The sequence below is a fragment of the Pseudomonas sp. WS 5079 genome (genome assembly GCF_012985465.1).
Classification (GTDB): Bacteria; Pseudomonadota; Gammaproteobacteria; order Pseudomonadales; family Pseudomonadaceae; genus Aquipseudomonas.
The window spans coordinates 665435-682510 of the sequence record NZ_JAAQWN010000002.1 but is presented as its reverse complement, the minus strand read 5'-3'; the positions used below and the strand labels follow the sequence as shown (position 1 = coordinate 682510).

General features: G+C 60.3%; 20 protein-coding genes and 4 tRNA genes. 15 read left to right on the top strand and 9 right to left on the bottom strand.

Features of this window, described 5'->3' with window-relative positions:
• The first annotated feature begins 133 nt into the window (after positions 1-133).
• The 5 genes from pilV to thiO are packed head-to-tail and all read left to right on the top strand — an operon-like array spanning position 134 to position 3417.
• Positions 134-619 (top strand): type IV pilus modification protein PilV, encoded by a 486-nt coding sequence (gene pilV / locus HBO05_RS07660; RefSeq protein WP_170057083.1) that lies wholly within the window; start codon positions 134-136, stop codon positions 617-619.
• Complete coding sequence (locus HBO05_RS07655; RefSeq protein WP_172312257.1) at positions 616-1323, top strand: pilus assembly protein PilW; 708 nt, start codon at positions 616-618, stop codon at positions 1321-1323. The genes pilV and HBO05_RS07655 overlap by 4 nt, the downstream gene beginning before the upstream one ends.
• A 34-nt stretch (positions 1324-1357) precedes the next feature.
• Positions 1358-1849, top strand: a complete 492-nt coding sequence (locus tag HBO05_RS07650) for a PilX N-terminal domain-containing pilus assembly protein (RefSeq protein WP_169951047.1) — start codon at positions 1358-1360, stop codon at positions 1847-1849.
• 12 nt (positions 1850-1861) lie between these two features.
• On the top strand, positions 1862-2260 hold the full coding sequence (locus tag HBO05_RS07645) for a type IV pilin protein (RefSeq protein WP_169951045.1): 399 nt from the start codon (positions 1862-1864) through the stop codon (positions 2258-2260).
• A gap of 59 nt (positions 2261-2319) precedes the next feature.
• Positions 2320-3417, top strand: coding sequence for a glycine oxidase ThiO (gene thiO, locus HBO05_RS07640; protein ID WP_172312255.1), 1098 nt, complete (start codon positions 2320-2322; stop codon positions 3415-3417).
• A gap of 27 nt (positions 3418-3444) precedes the next feature.
• Here the strand turns inward: thiO and HBO05_RS07635 are convergent, their stop codons facing one another.
• Complete coding sequence (locus tag HBO05_RS07635) at positions 3445-3678, bottom strand: PP0621 family protein (RefSeq protein ID WP_169951040.1); 234 nt, start codon at positions 3676-3678, stop codon at positions 3445-3447.
• 126 nt (positions 3679-3804) lie between these two features.
• Positions 3805-4830, bottom strand: coding sequence for an outer membrane protein assembly factor BamD (locus HBO05_RS07630; protein ID WP_169951038.1), 1026 nt, complete (start codon positions 4828-4830; stop codon positions 3805-3807).
• Between the two features lie 149 nt (positions 4831-4979).
• Here HBO05_RS07630 and rluD point away from each other — a divergent pair, with 149 nt between their 5' ends.
• The 7 genes from rluD to HBO05_RS07595 all read left to right on the top strand — a co-directional run bounded on the left by rluD (position 4980) and on the right by HBO05_RS07595 (position 10099).
• The gene (rluD, locus tag HBO05_RS07625) at positions 4980-5942 is read left to right on the top strand and encodes a 23S rRNA pseudouridine(1911/1915/1917) synthase RluD (RefSeq protein ID WP_029292014.1); all 963 of its coding nucleotides are present in this window, start codon (positions 4980-4982) and stop codon (positions 5940-5942) included.
• The gene (gene pgeF / locus HBO05_RS07620; protein ID WP_172312253.1) at positions 5939-6664 is read left to right on the top strand and encodes a peptidoglycan editing factor PgeF; all 726 of its coding nucleotides are present in this window, start codon (positions 5939-5941) and stop codon (positions 6662-6664) included. The genes rluD and pgeF overlap by 4 nt, the downstream gene beginning before the upstream one ends.
• A 154-nt stretch (positions 6665-6818) precedes the next feature.
• A complete protein-coding gene (gene clpB / locus HBO05_RS07615; RefSeq protein ID WP_092230488.1) occupies positions 6819-9383 on the top strand; it encodes an ATP-dependent chaperone ClpB in 2565 nt (854 codons plus the stop codon).
• A 300-nt stretch (positions 9384-9683) separates the two neighbouring features.
• Positions 9684-9759: transfer RNA gene (locus HBO05_RS07610), tRNA-Asn, on the top strand.
• 9 nt (positions 9760-9768) lie between these two features.
• Positions 9769-9845: transfer RNA gene (locus HBO05_RS07605), tRNA-Pro, on the top strand.
• Positions 9846-9850: 5 nt separating this feature from the next.
• Positions 9851-9926 (top strand) — tRNA-Lys (locus tag HBO05_RS07600).
• 96 nt (positions 9927-10022) lie between these two features.
• Positions 10023-10099, top strand: a tRNA-Pro gene (locus HBO05_RS07595).
• 130 nt (positions 10100-10229) lie between these two features.
• Here the strand turns inward: HBO05_RS07595 and HBO05_RS07590 are convergent.
• From HBO05_RS07590 to HBO05_RS07580, 3 genes are read right to left on the bottom strand one after another with little or no spacing between them, the layout of a single operon-like run.
• Positions 10230-11528 carry an NAD(P)/FAD-dependent oxidoreductase gene (locus HBO05_RS07590; protein WP_172312251.1) on the bottom strand — a complete coding sequence of 433 codons (1299 nt, stop codon included), beginning with the start codon at positions 11526-11528 and terminating at the stop codon, positions 10230-10232.
• Positions 11529-11588: 60 nt separating this feature from the next.
• Positions 11589-11762 carry a DUF3094 family protein gene (locus tag HBO05_RS07585; protein ID WP_169951032.1) on the bottom strand — a complete coding sequence of 58 codons (174 nt, stop codon included), beginning with the start codon at positions 11760-11762 and terminating at the stop codon, positions 11589-11591.
• A gap of 39 nt (positions 11763-11801) precedes the next feature.
• Entirely contained in the window at positions 11802-12431 is a 630-nt protein-coding gene (locus HBO05_RS07580; protein ID WP_029292005.1) for a DUF1780 domain-containing protein, read from the bottom strand.
• A gap of 102 nt (positions 12432-12533) precedes the next feature.
• Here HBO05_RS07580 and HBO05_RS07575 point away from each other — a divergent pair, with 102 nt between their 5' ends.
• From HBO05_RS07575 to HBO05_RS07565, 3 genes are all read left to right on the top strand, one after another.
• Entirely contained in the window at positions 12534-13001 is a 468-nt protein-coding gene (locus HBO05_RS07575; RefSeq protein WP_172312249.1) for an FAD/FMN-containing dehydrogenase, read from the top strand.
• Complete coding sequence (locus tag HBO05_RS07570) at positions 12998-13687, top strand: energy-coupling factor ABC transporter permease (protein WP_170041715.1); 690 nt, start codon at positions 12998-13000, stop codon at positions 13685-13687. The genes HBO05_RS07575 and HBO05_RS07570 overlap by 4 nt, the downstream gene beginning before the upstream one ends.
• Positions 13688-13750: 63 nt before the next feature.
• Positions 13751-13966, top strand: coding sequence for a hypothetical protein (locus HBO05_RS07565; RefSeq protein ID WP_057441062.1), 216 nt, complete (start codon positions 13751-13753; stop codon positions 13964-13966).
• Here HBO05_RS07565 and yacG read toward each other — a convergent pair.
• The 4 genes from yacG to HBO05_RS07545 are packed head-to-tail and all read right to left on the bottom strand — an operon-like array spanning position 13963 to position 16878.
• Positions 13963-14166 carry a DNA gyrase inhibitor YacG gene (gene yacG, locus HBO05_RS07560; RefSeq protein ID WP_092238375.1) on the bottom strand — a complete coding sequence of 68 codons (204 nt, stop codon included), beginning with the start codon at positions 14164-14166 and terminating at the stop codon, positions 13963-13965. The genes HBO05_RS07565 and yacG overlap by 4 nt on opposite strands.
• A complete protein-coding gene (coaE, locus tag HBO05_RS07555; RefSeq protein WP_172312247.1) occupies positions 14163-14786 on the bottom strand; it encodes a dephospho-CoA kinase in 624 nt (207 codons plus the stop codon). The genes yacG and coaE overlap by 4 nt, the downstream gene beginning before the upstream one ends.
• Positions 14783-15649: an A24 family peptidase gene (locus HBO05_RS07550; RefSeq protein ID WP_275942349.1), complete on the bottom strand. Its 867-nt coding sequence runs from the start codon at positions 15647-15649 to the stop codon at positions 14783-14785. The genes coaE and HBO05_RS07550 overlap by 4 nt, the downstream gene beginning before the upstream one ends.
• Before the next feature lie 8 nt (positions 15650-15657).
• A complete protein-coding gene (locus HBO05_RS07545) occupies positions 15658-16878 on the bottom strand; it encodes a type II secretion system F family protein (protein ID WP_172312243.1) in 1221 nt (406 codons plus the stop codon).
• Positions 16879-17076: the final 198 nt, after the last annotated feature.

The window sequence follows — 17076 nt, the reverse complement described above, 5'->3', positions numbered from 1 at the left end:
GGTGATGGCCTTTCTGTCCAAAGTATTTCCCTTTATTCCGAGAGGCAGCGCGGTTACGGGAGCGGCGCTAGTCTTGGGCAACACACGGCTCTCTCGGTCGTTTTGATGACCTTCGACAAGGATGACGATGGCTATGCGAACCTGCCCGGCAACCTCTTGTGCCTCCCCTGCTACCGCCCGACAGGCCGGCATGAGCCTGATCGAAGTGCTCGTCTCGCTGCTGATTCTCGGTGTTGGCCTGCTGGGGGCCGGGCTGATCCAGCTGAATGCGCTCAAGTACACCGACAGTTCCAGGATGATCAGCCAGGCGAGTTTCATCGCCTACGACATGCTCGACCGGATCCGCGCCAACGCTGGTGCCGACTATTCCTGGGGAAGCGACGATATCTCGCCTGCCAGCACCTTGGCCGCGAGTGTCCGCGACCAGGACTTGCATGACTTCGAGGCCAATATCAGCCACCTTGCCGGCGATTCCGCCAAAGGTTCGATTGCGATCAATCAGCGTGAGGTGACCATCAGCATCAGTTGGGATGACTCCCGTGCGGCCAAGGCCAGCAATACCCGTGAAATATTTACCCTGACCAGTCGCGTCGCTGTCGATCCGAGGCCTGTGCGATGAGGCGCTCCAGCCTGGGTTTGGGCCTGGTCGAAGCATTGCTGGCGGCGACCCTGGGGTTGCTCGTGGTCCTGGCGGCCGTCCAGGTAACCCTGGCCGCCCGAAGCAGTGCCGCCAGCCAGCACGCGTCAGCGTTGTTGCAGGATGACGGGCGATTCATCCTGGGCAAGATGATCCAGGAGATTCGCCTGGCGGGGATGTTCGGGTGTCTGTCCCTGCCTCTGATAGCTCAGGCGCCTGCTGATTTTTCCAGGCCGGTCAGCGTGGTGGTCAATGGTGCCTCGACCAGCCTGACACTGGTCACCGGCGATGTTGGTGGCCAAGGCAGTCGGCCTGACTGGACTGTGCTCAGCAATTGTGTCGACAACGCCCAGGCTTATTCGGATGTGCCGCCCAAGCCGGGGCCCGGGCAGATCGCCTTTCCCGTGCGCAAACTGACCTACACCTTTGAGTCGGGGCAGCTAAAACTCAGCACGCCAGCAACGCCGGCCAAGTCGGTGCTGGTGGATAACGTAGGGGCGTTCGAGTTGAGTTTCGGGATGGCCAGCCAGCCTGGCTCCAGTGTTGTAAACCGGTATGACAGCCATCCTGGCGACGAATCGCTGATCCGCAGTGTGCGTGTGCTATTGACGCTTCGCGACCCGGCAGGCCGTGTGCGGGACCAGGTCTACAGCGCCGTCGCCGCCGTGCGTAATCGCCTTGAATAGCGGGTGGCGGATCACGGCTCCCAGGCAGCGCGGCGTGGTGCTGTTGATCAGCCTGGTATTGCTGCTGTTGTTGACGGTTCTCGGTCTGTCATCGATGCAGGGCTCTACGTCGCAGGAACAGCTCGCCGGCAGCCTCAGGCATCGCAACCAATCGTTTCAAACCGCCGAAAGTGGGCTCCGGCTCGGTGAGTCGGCAGTGCAGGCACACGGATTTGGTTTGCCGCCCTGCCAGTCCCAAGTTACCTGCGCACCGCCTAACGAGGCCTATGCCATCAGCCAGCCGGGCGTCGATCCAATTTCGGCTATCACCTGGGTCGGCATACAGGGAGGCGTCTATGGCATTCAAAACCTGGGGCCCGCTGTCGGGTTGGCACATTTGCCGCCCGATACCCCGGCGACCTTGTACCGGGTCACTGCAGTGGGGATCAGCGGCCAGTTGCGCACGGTTCTGGAGAGCGTCTATGCGCGGGTAGACCCGGAGGCCGCTGGGCGATTTCGACGAATTCTCTGGCGACAACTTCAGTAGGTGAGCATCACGATGAGCGGCAACTGCAAAGGATTCACCTTGTTAGAGTTACTGATTGCACTGGCGATCATCGGCACATTGGTCGCGGTGACTTATCCGGTGTATACCGCCCAGGTGAAAAAGGCCTATCGCACCGAAATCGTCGGGCTGCTCACGGAGCAAGCTCAGCACCTTGAGCGCTATCACGTGAGAAATGGCACTTTTATTGATGCAAGCGGCGTCAGTACCGGCAATGATCGCTATAGAATCACCGTGATACTGGACCCGCAGGACTTCACCTTGATCGCGACGCCTTTTGCCGGCGCGATGCTGGGTGATCCTTGTGGTGTGTTCAGTTTGACCAGCACGGGCGCGCGGACCAATCCCGGCGCAGTGCCCGGCACTACGCGTCAAGAGTGCTGGGGGCGATAAGGCGGGTGGGCGACGGGGCGCCAGCGGCGCTCCTTTCTTTTTATGGGCTGGATCGAACAATGACTAAGCAGCAAGTCGTGGTTGTGGGTGGTGGTGTTATCGGGTTGTTGACGGCGTTCAACCTGGCAACTCAGGGGGTGGCGGTTGCCGTGCTTGACCGTTCGTCGGTCGGTCAGGAATCCTCCTGGGCCGGAGGCGGGATTGTTTCGCCGTTATACCCATGGCGCTACAGCCCGGCCGTCACGGCGCTGGCCCATTGGTCCCAGGATTTTTACCCGCAATTGGCCCAGCGTCTGTTTGCCGCCACTGGCGTGGATCCTGAGGTTCATACCACCGGCCTTTATTGGCTGGACCTCGACGACGAGGCCGCTGCCCTGGCCTGGGCTGAGCGGGAAGGCCGGCCGTTGAGCAAGGTGGATGTGTCGGCCGCCCGTGACGCGGTTCCAGTGTTGGGACCGGGGTTTGCACAGGCTATTTATATGGCAGATGTGGCCAACGTGCGTAATCCACGCCTGGTCAAATCCCTCAAGGCTGCACTGTTGGCGTTGCCTGGCGTGACCCTCCATGAACATTGCGCGGTACAGGGGTTTATCCAGGAGGGCGGCAGCATCGTTGGGGTCAATACGGCGCACGGTAAGGTGCGGGGTGATCAGGTCGTGCTTGCCGCCGGTGCCTGGAGTGGTGAATTGCTGGGTAGCCTAGGGCTGACGCTGCCGGTGGAGCCGGTCAAGGGCCAGATGATTTTGTACAAGTGTGCTTCGGACTTTCTGTCCTGCATGGTCCTGGCGAAGGGGCGCTATGCGATTCCCCGCCGGGACGGACATATCCTGATTGGCAGTACGCTGGAGCATGAAGGCTTCGACAAGACACCGACCAAATCGGCTCTGGACAGCCTCAAAGCCTCGGCTGTGGAACTGATTCCTGCGCTGGTAGATGCCGAGGTGGTGGGGCATTGGGCCGGTTTGCGGCCTGGTTCGCCCGAGGGCATCCCCTATATCGGCAAGGTGCCAGGGTTTGAAGGGCTGTGGCTCAACTGTGGGCATTACCGCAACGGGCTGGTATTGGCGCCTGCGTCTTGCCAGTTGTTTGCTGACTTGCTGCTGGGGCATGAGCCGGTGATCGACCCGGCCCCTTATGCGCCCACTGGTCGAATATAAACCGGGGCTCCTACCGTTCCAGAGTACTCAGCGCTCGATAGATTTCGGTCCCTGCTCCAGGTGCGCCTGGGTGCAGTACCAGTCCTGGCGTTGGCTCAATGCCCGGTCTTGAGGCAGATGCACGCCGCAGTGCGCACAGCGAACCATGGGCGCGGCACTTTGTTCGCCGGGCTGTTGCTGGGTCGAAGCGGGGCGCTTGAATTTGCGCCAGAACCATACCGCAGCAGCAATCAGGGCAATCCAGAACAGTAAACGAACCATGGCAGGCAGCTTCTCGACAGGGAATCCGGCAGTTTAGCCAAGGATGTTAGCGGCGCACAGGGTAATAAAGTCGCGCCATAAAAAAAGGAGCCCCGAGGGGCTCCTTCTTGCGCTGCTAAGACGGGTTCAGTCAAAGACACCGAACGTCATGTAGCTGAACCACGAGCGATCCTGGTTGTTGCCCAGGGCCTCTGGTGCTTCTTCCTCGATCACGTCGCCGTTCTCGTCGTGCGGCTTGAGCTCGGACGGAATGGCGTCCTTGGCGTCCTGGTATTGCTTGAGGATGTCCTGGTTGGCGCGGGTTTCGCCCGGCGGCAACGGTGGACGGGACTCGATCAGGCCCAGGGTGTACTTGCTCAACCACGAGCGGTTGTCCGCTTCGGCAACCTGCGGCACAAACTGGCCGTCTTGCAGGCTAGGGTGGTCCGGGTAGTTGAGTTTCAGGGTTTCCAGGCTGGTAGCCGCCAGGGTGTCGAGGTGCAGGCGCTGGTAAGCCTCGGTCATCACTGCCAGGCCATCACCCACGGAAGGGGTTTCCTGGAAGTTTTCCACTACATAGCGACCACGGTTGGCGGCAGCAACATAAGCCTGGCGCGTCAGGTAGTAGTGGGCTACGTGGATTTCGTAGGAAGCCAGCAGGTTGCGCAGGTAGATCATGCGCTGCTTGGCGTCCGGCGCGTAGCGGCTGTTGGGGAAGCGGCTGGTCAGTTGGGCGAACTCGTTATAGGAGTCGCGCGCAGCACCTGGGTCACGCTTGGTCATGTCCAGCGGCAGAAAGCGCGCCAGCAGGCCAACGTCCTGGTCAAACGAGGTCAGGCCCTTGAGGTAGTAGGCGTAGTCCACGTTCGGATGCTGCGGGTGCAGGCGGATAAAACGCTCGGCAGCGGACTTGGCAGCTTCCGGCTCGGCGTTCTTGTAGTTCGCATAGATCAGTTCGAGCTGGGCCTGGTCGGCATAGCGGCCAAACGGATAGCGCGACTCCAAGGCCTTGAGCTTGGCCGTGGCGCTTGTGTAGCTATTGTTGTCCAGGTCGGCCTGAGCCTGCTGGTACAGCTCGACTTCACTGAGGTTTTCGTCGACGACGTCCTTTGTTGACGAGCAAGCAGCAGTCATGGCGAGGATGGCGATCAGCAGCAGGTGTTTCACTTGCATGGCGGCTTGCGTCCCTATGACGGCCGCTGTCTTGGGCGGGGCCGTCCTGTTATGATGAGCGCCCCGATGAAAGCCTCGGGGCAAAAGACGCCGTATTTAACCACAAGCGCGCAGCCGAAACCAAAGGCTGTGCCACGCCTAGTCTGAGCATGTCCGATAAAATTGAACTTCGCGCAGAGGTGCCGTCCGAATTGGGCGGCCAACGCCTCGATCAAGTCGCCGCACAACTATTCGCTGAGCACTCGCGCTCGCGCCTTTCCGCCTGGATCAAAGACGGCCGCCTGACTGTGGATGGAGCGGTTATCCGCCCGCGAGACATAGTTCATGGCGGTTCGGTTCTTGAGCTGACTGCCGAGCAGGAAGCCCAGGGAGAATGGATCGCCCAGGACATCGAGCTGGATATCGTCTATGAAGACGACGACATCCTCGTGATCAACAAACCCGCAGGCCTGGTGGTTCACCCGGCGGCCGGGCACGCTGATGGCACCTTGCTCAATGCCTTGTTGCACCATGTGCCGGACATCATCAATGTCCCGCGCTGCGGCATCGTCCACCGCCTGGACAAGGACACTACCGGTCTGATGGTAGTGGCCAAGACCATCCAGGCGCAGACGCAGTTGGTCACACAATTGCAGAGTCGTAGTGTCAGCCGCATCTATGAGTGCATCGTGATTGGTGTGGTCGTGGCCGGTGGCAAGATCAACGCGCCTATCGGTCGTCACGGCCAGCAGCGCCAGCGCATGGCGGTGATGGAGGGCGGCAAGCAGGCCGTCAGCCACTATCGCGTGCTGGAGCGCTTCCGTTCCCACACCCATGTGCGGGTCAAGCTGGAAACCGGCCGTACCCACCAGATCCGGGTACATATGGCGCATATCAACTTCCCGTTGGTCGGCGATCCGGCCTACGGTGGTCGCTTCCGTATTCCGCCGGCCGCCAGCGTGACCATGGTTGAGTCATTGAAGTCGTTCCCGCGCCAGGCGCTGCATGCACGCTTCCTGGAACTGGATCATCCGACGAGCGGTGAGCGGATGAGCTGGGAATCGCCACTGCCCGACGACTTTGTCTGGTTGCTGTCGTTGCTCAAGCAGGACCGCGAGGCCTTTGTCGGATGAATGACTGGCTGATTCCTGACTGGCCTGCGCCGGCCGGGGTGAAAGCCTGCGTCACCACCCGTGCGGGCGGCGTCAGTCTGGCGCCGTTCGACAGCCTCAACCTAGGTGATCACGTCGAGGACAGCCCTGCAGCTGTGCTTGAAAATCGTCGTCGCCTCACTGCCGCGTTCGATATCCAGCCCGCCTGGCTGCGCCAGGTGCATGGCGTGGTCGTGGTTAACGCCGACCCGGGACAGATTGCCGAGGCTGATGGCAGTTGGACCGAGACGCCGGGCGTCGCCTGCACGGCGATGACCGCCGATTGCCTGCCGGCCCTGTTTTGCAACAAGGCCGGTACCCGGGTTGCTGCGGCCCATGCCGGCTGGCGTGGCCTGGCGGCGGGTGTACTGGAAGCTGCCGCCGACAGCCTGGGGGCTGTGCCGGCCGACGTACTGGTGTGGTTGGGCCCGGCGATTGGCCCCAAGGCCTTTGAAGTCGGCCCGGAAGTGCGTGAAGCGTTTATGCAGCAACACCCGCAAACCGCGCAGGCCTTCGTTCCCAGCCACAACCCCGGCAAGTTCCTGGCCGACATCTACCAGTTGGCGCGCCTGCGCCTGGCTGCGCGTGGAATCACCGCCGTCTATGGTGGCGGCTTGTGCACCGTGACCGATCCGCGCTTCTTTTCTTACCGGCGCAGCCCGCGCACCGGTCGATTTGCCTCCCTGATCTGGCTCGAACGCTAGACTCTGCTGATCCATATCAAGCAGTGCCGGCTTGAATCTTCCAGAATCCACCCCATCTATAGGGGTATCTGGCAGGTTTCTTCATTCAGGATGCGTTAATCGCGGGCAAGCTCGCTCGCACATAGCTCCGGCCTGCTCAAAAGGAAGGTGACTAATGCGTATTGATCGTTTAACCAGCAAATTACAATTGGCGTTATCGGATTCCCAATCCCTGGCGGTTGGCCTCGACCATCCGGCCATCGAGCCCGCGCACTTGATGCAGGCACTCCTCGAACAGCAGGGTGGTTCTATCAAGCCCCTGTTGATGCAGGTGGGCTTCGACGTCAACAGCCTGCGCAAAGAGTTGAGCAAAGAGCTCGACCAACTGCCGAAAATCCAGAATCCGACGGGCGACGTGAATATGTCCCAGGATTTGGCGCGCCTGCTCAACCAGGCAGATCGCCTGGCCCAGCAGAAGGGTGACCAGTTCATCTCCAGCGAACTGGTGTTGCTCGCCGCCATGGATGACAACAGCAAGCTCGGCAAGTTGTTGCTGGGCCAGGGCGTGAGCAAAAAGGCCCTGGAAAATGCCATCAACAACCTGCGCGGCGGCGAGGCGGTGAATGACCCCAATCATGAGGAGTCACGCCAGGCCCTGGACAAATACACCGTCGACCTGACCAAGCGCGCCGAAGACGGCAAGCTGGATCCGGTGATCGGGCGTGATGACGAGATTCGTCGCACCATCCAGGTCCTGCAGCGTCGTACCAAGAACAACCCGGTGCTGATCGGTGAACCTGGGGTGGGTAAAACTGCCATCGCCGAAGGCCTGGCCCAGCGCATCATTAATGGTGAGGTGCCGGACGGCCTCAAGGGCAAGCGCTTGCTGTCCCTGGACATGGGGGCGTTGATCGCCGGTGCCAAGTTCCGTGGCGAGTTCGAAGAACGCCTCAAATCCCTGCTTAATGAGCTGTCGAAGCAGGAAGGGCAGATCATTCTGTTTATCGACGAACTGCACACCATGGTCGGCGCAGGTAAAGGCGAAGGCTCGATGGATGCAGGCAACATGCTCAAGCCAGCGCTGGCCCGGGGTGAGTTGCATTGCGTGGGTGCGACCACGCTCAACGAGTACCGCCAGTACATTGAAAAGGACGCGGCCCTTGAGCGTCGCTTCCAGAAAGTCCTGGTGGAAGAACCGAGCGAAGAAGACACCATCGCGATCCTGCGTGGCCTGAAAGAGCGTTATGAGGTCCACCACCGCGTGGCAATCACTGACGGCGCGATCATCGCGGCGGCCAAGTTGAGCCATCGCTATATCACTGATCGTCAGCTGCCGGACAAGGCCATTGACTTGATCGACGAAGCGGCCAGCCGGATTCGCATGGAGATCGACTCCAAGCCTGAGGTGCTGGACCGCCTGGAGCGCCGCCTGATTCAACTGAAAGTGGAATCCCAGGCGCTGAAAAAAGAGGACGATGACGCGGCGAAGAAACGCCTGGAAAAACTCCAGGAAGAAATCGTCCGCCTGGAGCGTGAGTATTCGGACCTGGAAGAAATCTGGACCTCGGAAAAAGCCGAAGTACAGGGTTCCGCACAGATCCAGCAAAAAATAGAGCAGTCGCGCCAGGAACTGGAAGCTGCCCGCCGTAAAGGCGACCTGAACCGCATGGCCGAGTTGCAGTACGGGGTGATCCCGGATTTGGAACGCAGCCTGCAAATGGTCGACCAGCATGGCCACAGCGAAAACCAGTTGCTGCGCAGCAAGGTGACCGAGGAAGAAATTGCCGAGGTTGTGTCCAAGTGGACCGGCATTCCGGTGTCAAAGATGCTGGAAGGCGAGCGTGACAAACTGTTGCGTATGGAAAGCCTGTTGCACCAACGCGTGATCGGCCAGGAAGAGGCCGTGGTGGCAGTGTCCAATGCGGTGCGGCGTTCACGGGCCGGTTTGTCCGACCCGAATCGCCCGAGTGGCTCGTTCATGTTCCTCGGCCCGACCGGTGTGGGCAAGACCGAGCTGTGCAAGGCCCTGGCCGAGTTCCTCTTTGATACTGAAGAGGCGATGGTGCGTATTGATATGTCCGAGTTCATGGAGAAACACTCCGTGGCTCGTTTGATCGGAGCGCCACCAGGCTATGTGGGCTACGAGGAAGGCGGCTATCTGACCGAAGCGGTACGGCGCAAGCCTTACTCGGTGATCCTTCTGGATGAGGTCGAGAAGGCCCACCCGGATGTGTTCAACGTGTTGCTGCAAGTGCTGGAAGATGGCCGGCTGACAGACAGCCACGGGCGTACCGTGGACTTCCGTAATACGGTGATCGTGATGACCTCCAACCTGGGCTCGGTACAGATCCAGGAGATGGTCGGGGATCGTGAAGGCCAGCGTGCTGCGGTAATGGACGCGCTGACCAGCCACTTCCGCCCGGAATTTATCAACCGGGTCGACGAAGTGGTGATCTTCGAGCCTTTGGCGCGGGATCAGATCGCTGGCATTACCGAGATCCAACTGGGTCGCCTGCGCAGCCGTCTGGCAGAGCGCGAGCTGATGCTGGAACTGAGCAGCGAGGCCTTGGACAAGTTGATCGCGGTTGGCTACGACCCGGTGTATGGCGCACGACCTTTGAAACGTGCGATCCAGCGCTGGATCGAGAACCCGCTGGCGCAACTGATCCTCTCGGGCAGCTTTATGCCGGGGACCAGCGTCAAGGCCACCGTGGAAAACGACGAAATCGTCTTCCACTAAGCCTGCAACTGGTGGTTATAAGCAGAGGCCCCGCATTGCGGGGCCTTTTTTTTCGATAGGGCGTTGAACTGTAAGGCAAAGGCTTGTAAAGTGCGCCCCGCAGCAACGTCAGCCCACGGGTTTCTTCTCCCCAAGGAGAAATCAGAAAGAAGCGCAAATCATTGTCTTAAAAGCAATTTAAAGGGTTGACAGGGGTTTTTAAGATTGTAGAATAGCGCGCCTCAGACACACGAACGTAGCGATACGGACGGGTTGAAGAGAAGGTAGTAAGCAGTATCGTAGTACTTTGAAATATGTAGTTCCGTGATAGCTCAGTCGGTAGAGCAAATGACTGTTAATCATTGGGTCCCAGGTTCGAGTCCTGGTCACGGAGCCAATTTCAAACCGGGGTATAGCGCAGTCCGGTAGCGCGCCTGCTTTGGGAGCAGGATGTCAGGAGTTCGAATCCCCTTACCCCGACCATTTTTGGGTCGTTAGCTCAGTTGGTAGAGCAGTTGGCTTTTAACCAATTGGTCGTAGGTTCGAATCCCACACGACCCACCATTTTTGAGACCAGTTAACGCTGGAATCGAATCTTAAGATCAGAGGCCAAAAGTCCTGATCGAAGAAGGCGACTTGAAAAGGTCGCCTTTTTTTTACCGGGGTATAGCGCAGTCCGGTAGCGCGCCTGCTTTGGGAGCAGGATGTCAGGAGTTCGAATCCCCTTACCCCGACCATATTAAAAATCCTCGTATCGAAAGATACGGGGATTTTTTTTGCCTGTGCAAAAGCTGAAGTTACCTCGATCAAATGTGGGAAGAGGCAAGCCCCCTCCCACATTGAGCAGTCCCACACTGGGCCGTGTTGTTAGTGGAGCTTGAGCCGCGGCTCGGTGCCTCGGCCAATCTTGCTGCCCAGCATCAACATCATCGTGCGGAAGAACCCGTACAACGCCATCTGGTGCATGCGGTACAGCGACACATAAAACATCCGCGCTAGCCAGCCTTCGAGCATCACACTGCCGGTCAGGTTGCCCATCAAGTTACCCACAGCCGAAAAACGCGACAGCGAGATCAGGGAGCCATAGTCGGTGTACTTGTAGCTGGACAGTGTCTTGCCTTCGATGCGCAATTTCAGGGACTTGGCCAGCAGTGACGCCTGCTGGTGGGCTGCTTGGGCCCGTGGTGGAACGTTGCGGTCGGTGCCTGGCTGCGGGCAGGCGGCGCAGTCACCGAAGGCGAAGATATTCTCGTCACGGGTGGTCTGCAGGGTTGGCAGCACCTGCAATTGGTTGATGCGGTTGGTCTCCAGGCCGTCGATGTCCTTGAGGAAACCTGGCGCGCGAATCCCTGCGGCCCACACCTTGAGGCTGGCGGGGATAACTTGGCCGCTGCTGGTAATCAGGCTGTCGGCAGTGACTTCGCTCACGGCCGAGTTGGTCATGACCGTCACGCCAAGCTTTTCCAGGGTTTTATGCACAGGCCCGCTGATCCGCTCTGGCAGGGCTGGCAATACCCGAGGGCCGGCTTCGATCAGGGTGATGTGCATGTTTTCCGGCTTGATCCGGTCCAGGCCATAGGCCGCCAGTTCATGGGCGGCGTTGTGCAGTTCGGCGGCCAGTTCGACGCCGGTAGCGCCAGCGCCAACGATTGCCACGCTGATTTGTTCCACCACATCGGTTTGCCCGGCATGGGCGCGCAGGTAGTGGTTGAGCAATTGCTGATGGAAACGTTCGGCCTGCTTGCGGGTATCGAGGAACAGGCAGTGCTGTGCCGCGCCTTCGGTGCCGAAGTCATTGGTGGTGCTGCCGACGGCAATCACCAGGGTGTCATACCCCAGCACGCGTGCAGGCACCAGCTCGCGGCCTTCTTCATCAAGGGTTGCGGCCAGTTGGATTTTCTTCTGTTCACGATCGAGCCCGCTCATGCGCCCTAGCTGGAACTCGAAGTGGTTCCATTTTGCCTGGGCAACATAATTGAGTTCGTCTTCAGAAGAGTTCAGCGAGCCGGCCGCCACCTCGTGCAGCAGGGGCTTCCAGATATGGGTCAGGTTGGTATCGACCAGCGTAATGCTGGCGGTACCGCGCTTGCCCAGAGTCTTACCCAGGCGGGTAGCCAACTCCAGGCCGCCGGCGCCGCCGCCGACGATAATAATACGATGGGTCATGGGGGTATCTCGCAAGGCTAAAAGAAATCGGTGCAGTTACCCGAGCGAGCGCCAGGCAGCTCATAGCGTCAGGTAACTCAAAAGACGGCTCAGAATGCCCAGGCCAATCACCACAACCAGTACCACCCCAAGGAGCAGCCACGGCCGGAAAGGCTTGCGCTCAACCTGGTGCTGGGACAGTTGCAGGTACTCTTCGACATGTTGTTGGTCGTCAGGGTTCAGGCGGCTGGTCATAAAGGCCTCGTCAGGTAGACGTTGCAGAAGGGCACCACGTTACAGGCTGATACCCACATCGAACACTATGCTGCGCCCCAGGTTGTTGCGCAAGAAATCCGGCGCGTCCGGATGGGCGAACAGCACCCGCGCAAAGGTCGGACCGACCAATGACAGCGAGCGCCAGCCCTGGCGCAGGTACTCGGTGGGCGGCGGGAAATGGCTGTTGAGGTCCAGCACTTCGCGCTTGAGGCTGGCGAAGGCGATGATATCCAGCTCGCCCAGGTCCATGCCGCGCTCTTTGTAGTTATGGGCTTTCTTGCGCAGGGTCGGCGCCAGGCGCAGGAGGAATTCATGGGCGGGAATGCGCCTGGGCTTGGCCTCGCGCCGCACCAATTGGCTCAGGGAAAAGGCACTGCGCCGGCGCAGCAGTTCGTCGCGCCATTCGTCATTCAGGCGGCGGCCTTCGTCGAGGACAAAAAACACCTCGAAACTGGCATCGCGAAACAGCACATCGGGCGGTTCTTGGCCCGCGGCATGAAACTCTTCGGCGCGGTAGGGCACATTCAGGCCTTGCAGCAGGCGCTGGCAGACCCAACGCTCACGCTCCCATTTGCGGGCATTGGACAGGAACGCGTTGGCTTGTTCGGCCGCTATGGTGAGCAGGCGCAAATAATCTGAGTCATCCATGGTTCCAGCTTAGCGTTCAAATGATGACCGCAGGAAGTCCCGTGTGAAAAGGCTCGGTGTAGACTGGCGGTTCGGTTGACGGTTTTGCACAAGGAGTTTGCGGTGAGGTTTTTGCTTGCGGTATTTCTGAGCTTTCTGCCCCTGTGGGCCCAGGCGGTTGAACTCGGGGAGCGGTTGGCGCCGTGGACCCTGCTCGACCAATTCGACCAGGCCTACACCCTGGATAGCCAGGCGCAGGTCCTGCTGGTGGCGCGCAGCATGGACGCGGCCAAACTGATGGATACGGCATTGCAGGGCCAGCCCAAGGGGTATCTGGAGGCGCGCCATGGGGTGTTTGTCGCCGATATCCAGCGCATGCCGAGGCTGATCGCCAAGCTCTTCGCGGTCCCTGCGATGCGGGCCTACAACTACCGGGTGATGCTTGACCGTGATGCGCGGATTGCTCCGCGTTATTCGGCGCCTGTGGATAAAGTGCTGTGGCTGCAACTGGAAGACGGCAAGCTGGTGGCGCGCCATGAGTACGCCTCTGCCGCCGAACTGCGCCAGGCCCTGGAGCAGGTGCAGCCGTGATCAGCGCCGCCGTGCTGGCACCGCACACCCTGTGGCTGGGCTGGCTGCTGTATGCGCCGGTGATTGTATGGGCGATCCTGCGCTCGTCCTGGGTCGAACTGTTTGCCGACCGGCGGCGTCAGCACCTGTTATTTGGCACGGTGTTCGCGCTGTTCATGCTGTGGTTGGTGCGCCGGGACTTCGACACCGGGGTGTCCTACCACTTTATCGGCATGACCGCCGTGACCCTGCTGCTCGACTGGCCATTGGCAATCGTCGGCGGGCTCGCGGCGCAACTGGGCCTAGTGGTGCTCGGGCGCCAGGACTTGGCGGCAGTCGGGGTCAACGGCGCGCTGCTGGTCTTCTTGCCTGTATTGGTGACTGAGACGTGCGCGTTGCTGGTGGAACGGGCGCAGCCGCGCAATCCCTTCGTGTATATCTTCTGTTCCGGCTTTTTTGCCGCCGCATTGTCGGCGTTGCTGTGTCTGTTGGCCGGCCTGGGCCTGCTGTGGCTGGACGGGCGCTTTGCCATGCCCGAGTGGATCGAGGACTTCATCGGTTACCTGTGGCTGATCATCTTTCCCGAAGCGTTTATCAACGGCATGGTGATCAGTGCGCTGGTGGTGTTTTGCCCGGAATGGCTTGAGACTTTCAACCGCACGCGCTACCTCTCGGCGCCCTGGAAAGATGACAATTCACGCCCTTGATCCAAATCAAAGGCGTGACGCAAAAGTGGTCGCATGCTCTGCGAAACTTCCAGGAGCACGATCATGAGTGTGTACGAGTGGGCACGGCAGGAGTTGCGCAGAAGCCAGGATGCGGCACAGGAAATCGGTTTTGACCCGGGCTTGAGCCTGCGCGCCTTGCTCAGTGCAGTGGTGCAGCAGAGCAAGGGCGTGCGTAGTGCCGAAGACCTGGCCGACGAGTTGCAGTTTTTAGCGGAAAACCTCGACGACCAACAGGACTACGGCTTTATGCGGCCTTAGTGGGCGCGCGGTGGCAGGTCTTCGGAGAACAGTTCGTCTTCGGCGTCCGGGCTGACCGGAATCTTGTGTTCCTCTGAGGCCCAGGCACCCAGGTCGATCAGTTTGCAGCGATCCGAGCAGAATGGCCGGTTGAGGTTGGTCGCTTTCCATTCCACGGGGGCGCCGCAGGTTGGGCATTCGACGGTCAAGGGTTGGCTCATGTTCGGCCTCCACGCAAAGTAAGGTAAAAGTGGTGCAGTCGCTCGACCTCGGCCTGTAGCCAGGCCAGGTCCTGGTCATTGACCAGTACATCGTCGGCATGGCGCAGGCGATCTTCCCGTGAGGCCTGGGCCTTGAGAATTGCCTGCACCTGTCCTTCGCTGATGCCATCGCGCAGCAGGGTACGCTGAATCTGTGTTGATTGCGGCACATCGATCACCAGGATGCGCTGGGTCATGGTGTGCTGGCCCGACTCGATCAACAACGGCGACACCAGGATCGCATAGGGCGAGCGGGCGCGGGCCAGATGGCTGCGGATCTCGTCGGCAATCAGTGGGTGCAGCAGGGCCTCAAGCCACAGGCGTTCTTGCGGCGTCTCGAAAATACGCTTGCGCAAGGCAGCGCGATCCAACTGGCCATCGGGCAGCAGGATTGCGCTGCCAAAGTGCTCGGCAATCTTTGCCAACGCCGGCCGACCGGGCTCCACCACCCAGCGCGAGGCATGGTCGGCGTCGATAAGGTCTACGCCAAGGTCGATAAAGTGCTGGGCGGCAGCGCTTTTGCCGCTGCCGATGCCGCCCGTCAAGCCAAGAATCCAGGGTGTTGCGACAGAAGTGGTCATCTGAAACCGACAGACTGCAAATAGAAGTCGGTTATTTGACCACCCCAGAGCAATGCAATCCAGCCGGCAATCGCCAGATAGGGACCAAACGGCAGTGGCACCGATGTCTGCGCGTTACGCATGCGCAACAGAATCACCCCTGCTATCGCGCCCACCAGCGATGCCAGCAGCAGCGTCAGCGGCAGGATCTGCCAGCCACCCCAGGCGCCGAGCAGGGCCAGTAGTTTGAAGTCGCCATAGCCCATGCCGTCCTTGCCAGTGCACAGCTTGAACAGCCAGAACACCGACCACAGGCTCAAGTAACCGGCAACCGCGCCCAACAGGGCATCGGGCAGGGTCACGTACAACTCGAAATAATTGAGGATCAACCCCAGCCACAGCAGTGGCAGCACCAGCACATCCGGCAGCAGTTGGTGATCGGCGTCGATCAGGCTCATAGCCAGCAGGCCCCAACTCAAGAACAGCACTCCAGCGGCCGGCCAGCCGAAGCCGTAGTGCCAGGCAATAAATGCCGAGAGCAGCCCGCAGGCCAGTTCGGTCAGCGGGTAGCGTGGGCTGATGGAGGCGTGGCACTGCGCGCAGCGCCCCCGCAGCAGCAAGTAGCTGAGCACCGGGATGTTTTGCCACGGGCGAATCGGCTGTGAGCAGTGCGGGCAGCAGGAGTTGGGGTGCAGCAGGTTATAGGTCGGGCCGCTGGGCTCCGGGGGCAGGCCGAGTATTTCATGGGCCTGGGCGCGCCAGTCCCGCTCGAGCATTTTCGGCAGGCGCCAGACCAGCAAGTTGAGGAAGCTGCCAATGATCAGTCCCAGTACCAGTGCGGCCCAGACGAACAGCCAGGGGTGGAGGATCAGGAGTTGTTCCAGGGTCATGTTCAAAACGCCGTGCCAAGCTGGAAGATCGGTAGGTACATGGCGATCACCAGCGCCCCGACAATGCTGCCGAGCACCACCATGATCAGCGGCTCCATCAGGCTGGTCAGGTTGTCCACCAGGTTGTCGACGTCCGTTTCATAATGCTCGGCGACCTTCTCCAGCATGCTGTCCAGCGTGCCCGACTCTTCGCCGATGGCTGTCATCTGGATCGCCATGCCAGGGAACAGGCCGCTGGCGCTCATGGATTGATTCAATTGCATTCCTATTGCCACGTCCTGGCGCATGCGCGTGATTGCCTGGGTGAACCGCTCGTTGCCGGTGGCTGCGGCCACTGAATCCAACGCCTGTGCCAGCGGCACGCCGGCGGCGAAGGTAGTGGCGAGTGTGCGAGCGTAACGGGCGACAGCGGTTTTTTTCAGCAGTGTGCCTGCCAATGGCAGTTTCAACAAACCAGTGTCCAGCCACAGGCGCAAGCCGTTGTGTCGACGGTAGCCACGGCGTATCCCCCAGGCAGTCGCGGCCACGGCCAGCAACAGCATCCACCATGCGCTCTGCATGAATTCGGACAGCAGGATAACCAGTTGGGTAAAGCGCGGCAGCGGTGTGTCGATGCCGGCGAACAGGCTTTCGAATTGGGGTACGACGTGGATCAGCAAGATGCTGCTGACCAGCGCCGCCACGAGCAGGACCACCAGTGGATAGGTCATGGCCTTCCTGATCCGGGCCTTGAGGCGTTGGCTCTTTTCCAGGTGGGTGGCTACTCGTTCCAGAAGGGTTTCCAGGGTGCCAGCCTGTTCGCCGGCCGCGATCAGGCTGCAATACAGTGGGGTGAAACACTGCGGCTGTTTCAATAATGCGCCGGTCAGGCTGTTGCCTGCGGCAATCTCCTGCTTCAATCCCTGGACCATCGTGCGCATGGCGCGGCTGTCAAAGCCTTCGCCAATCATGTCGAAGGCTTGCAGCAGGGGGATTCCCGCCCTCAGCAGAGTGGCCAGTTGGCGAGTGAACAGCGCAATATCGGCCGGGGTGATGGGGTTGCCCAGGCCCGAAAGGAGGCTGGAGCGCATCTGTACCCGAAGCGGGTTGATACCTTGCCGGCGTAATTGGGCCTTGATCACGGCGGGGCTATGACCACGGGTTTCGCCAGAGACCTTGCGGCCATTGCGCAACGTGCCTTCCCAGGCGTAGGTGGTGGCGGGGTTCGCGGTGACATCATTCATTGGCGGCGACAGCTCATCGGCAGGTGACGATCTACAGCTTAGTCAGGCCTCTGTGTCCGTCAGGCTATTGGACAAGGGGAAAATGTCAGATTGTGCGTCTTGTGAGGGCCTTGCCCGGCGCGGATGAGTACACTGGCGCGGTTGTTGAGGGCAGGGCGCAGGACGTGCCTTGCGATGGGGTTTTATTCTGGAGAGTGA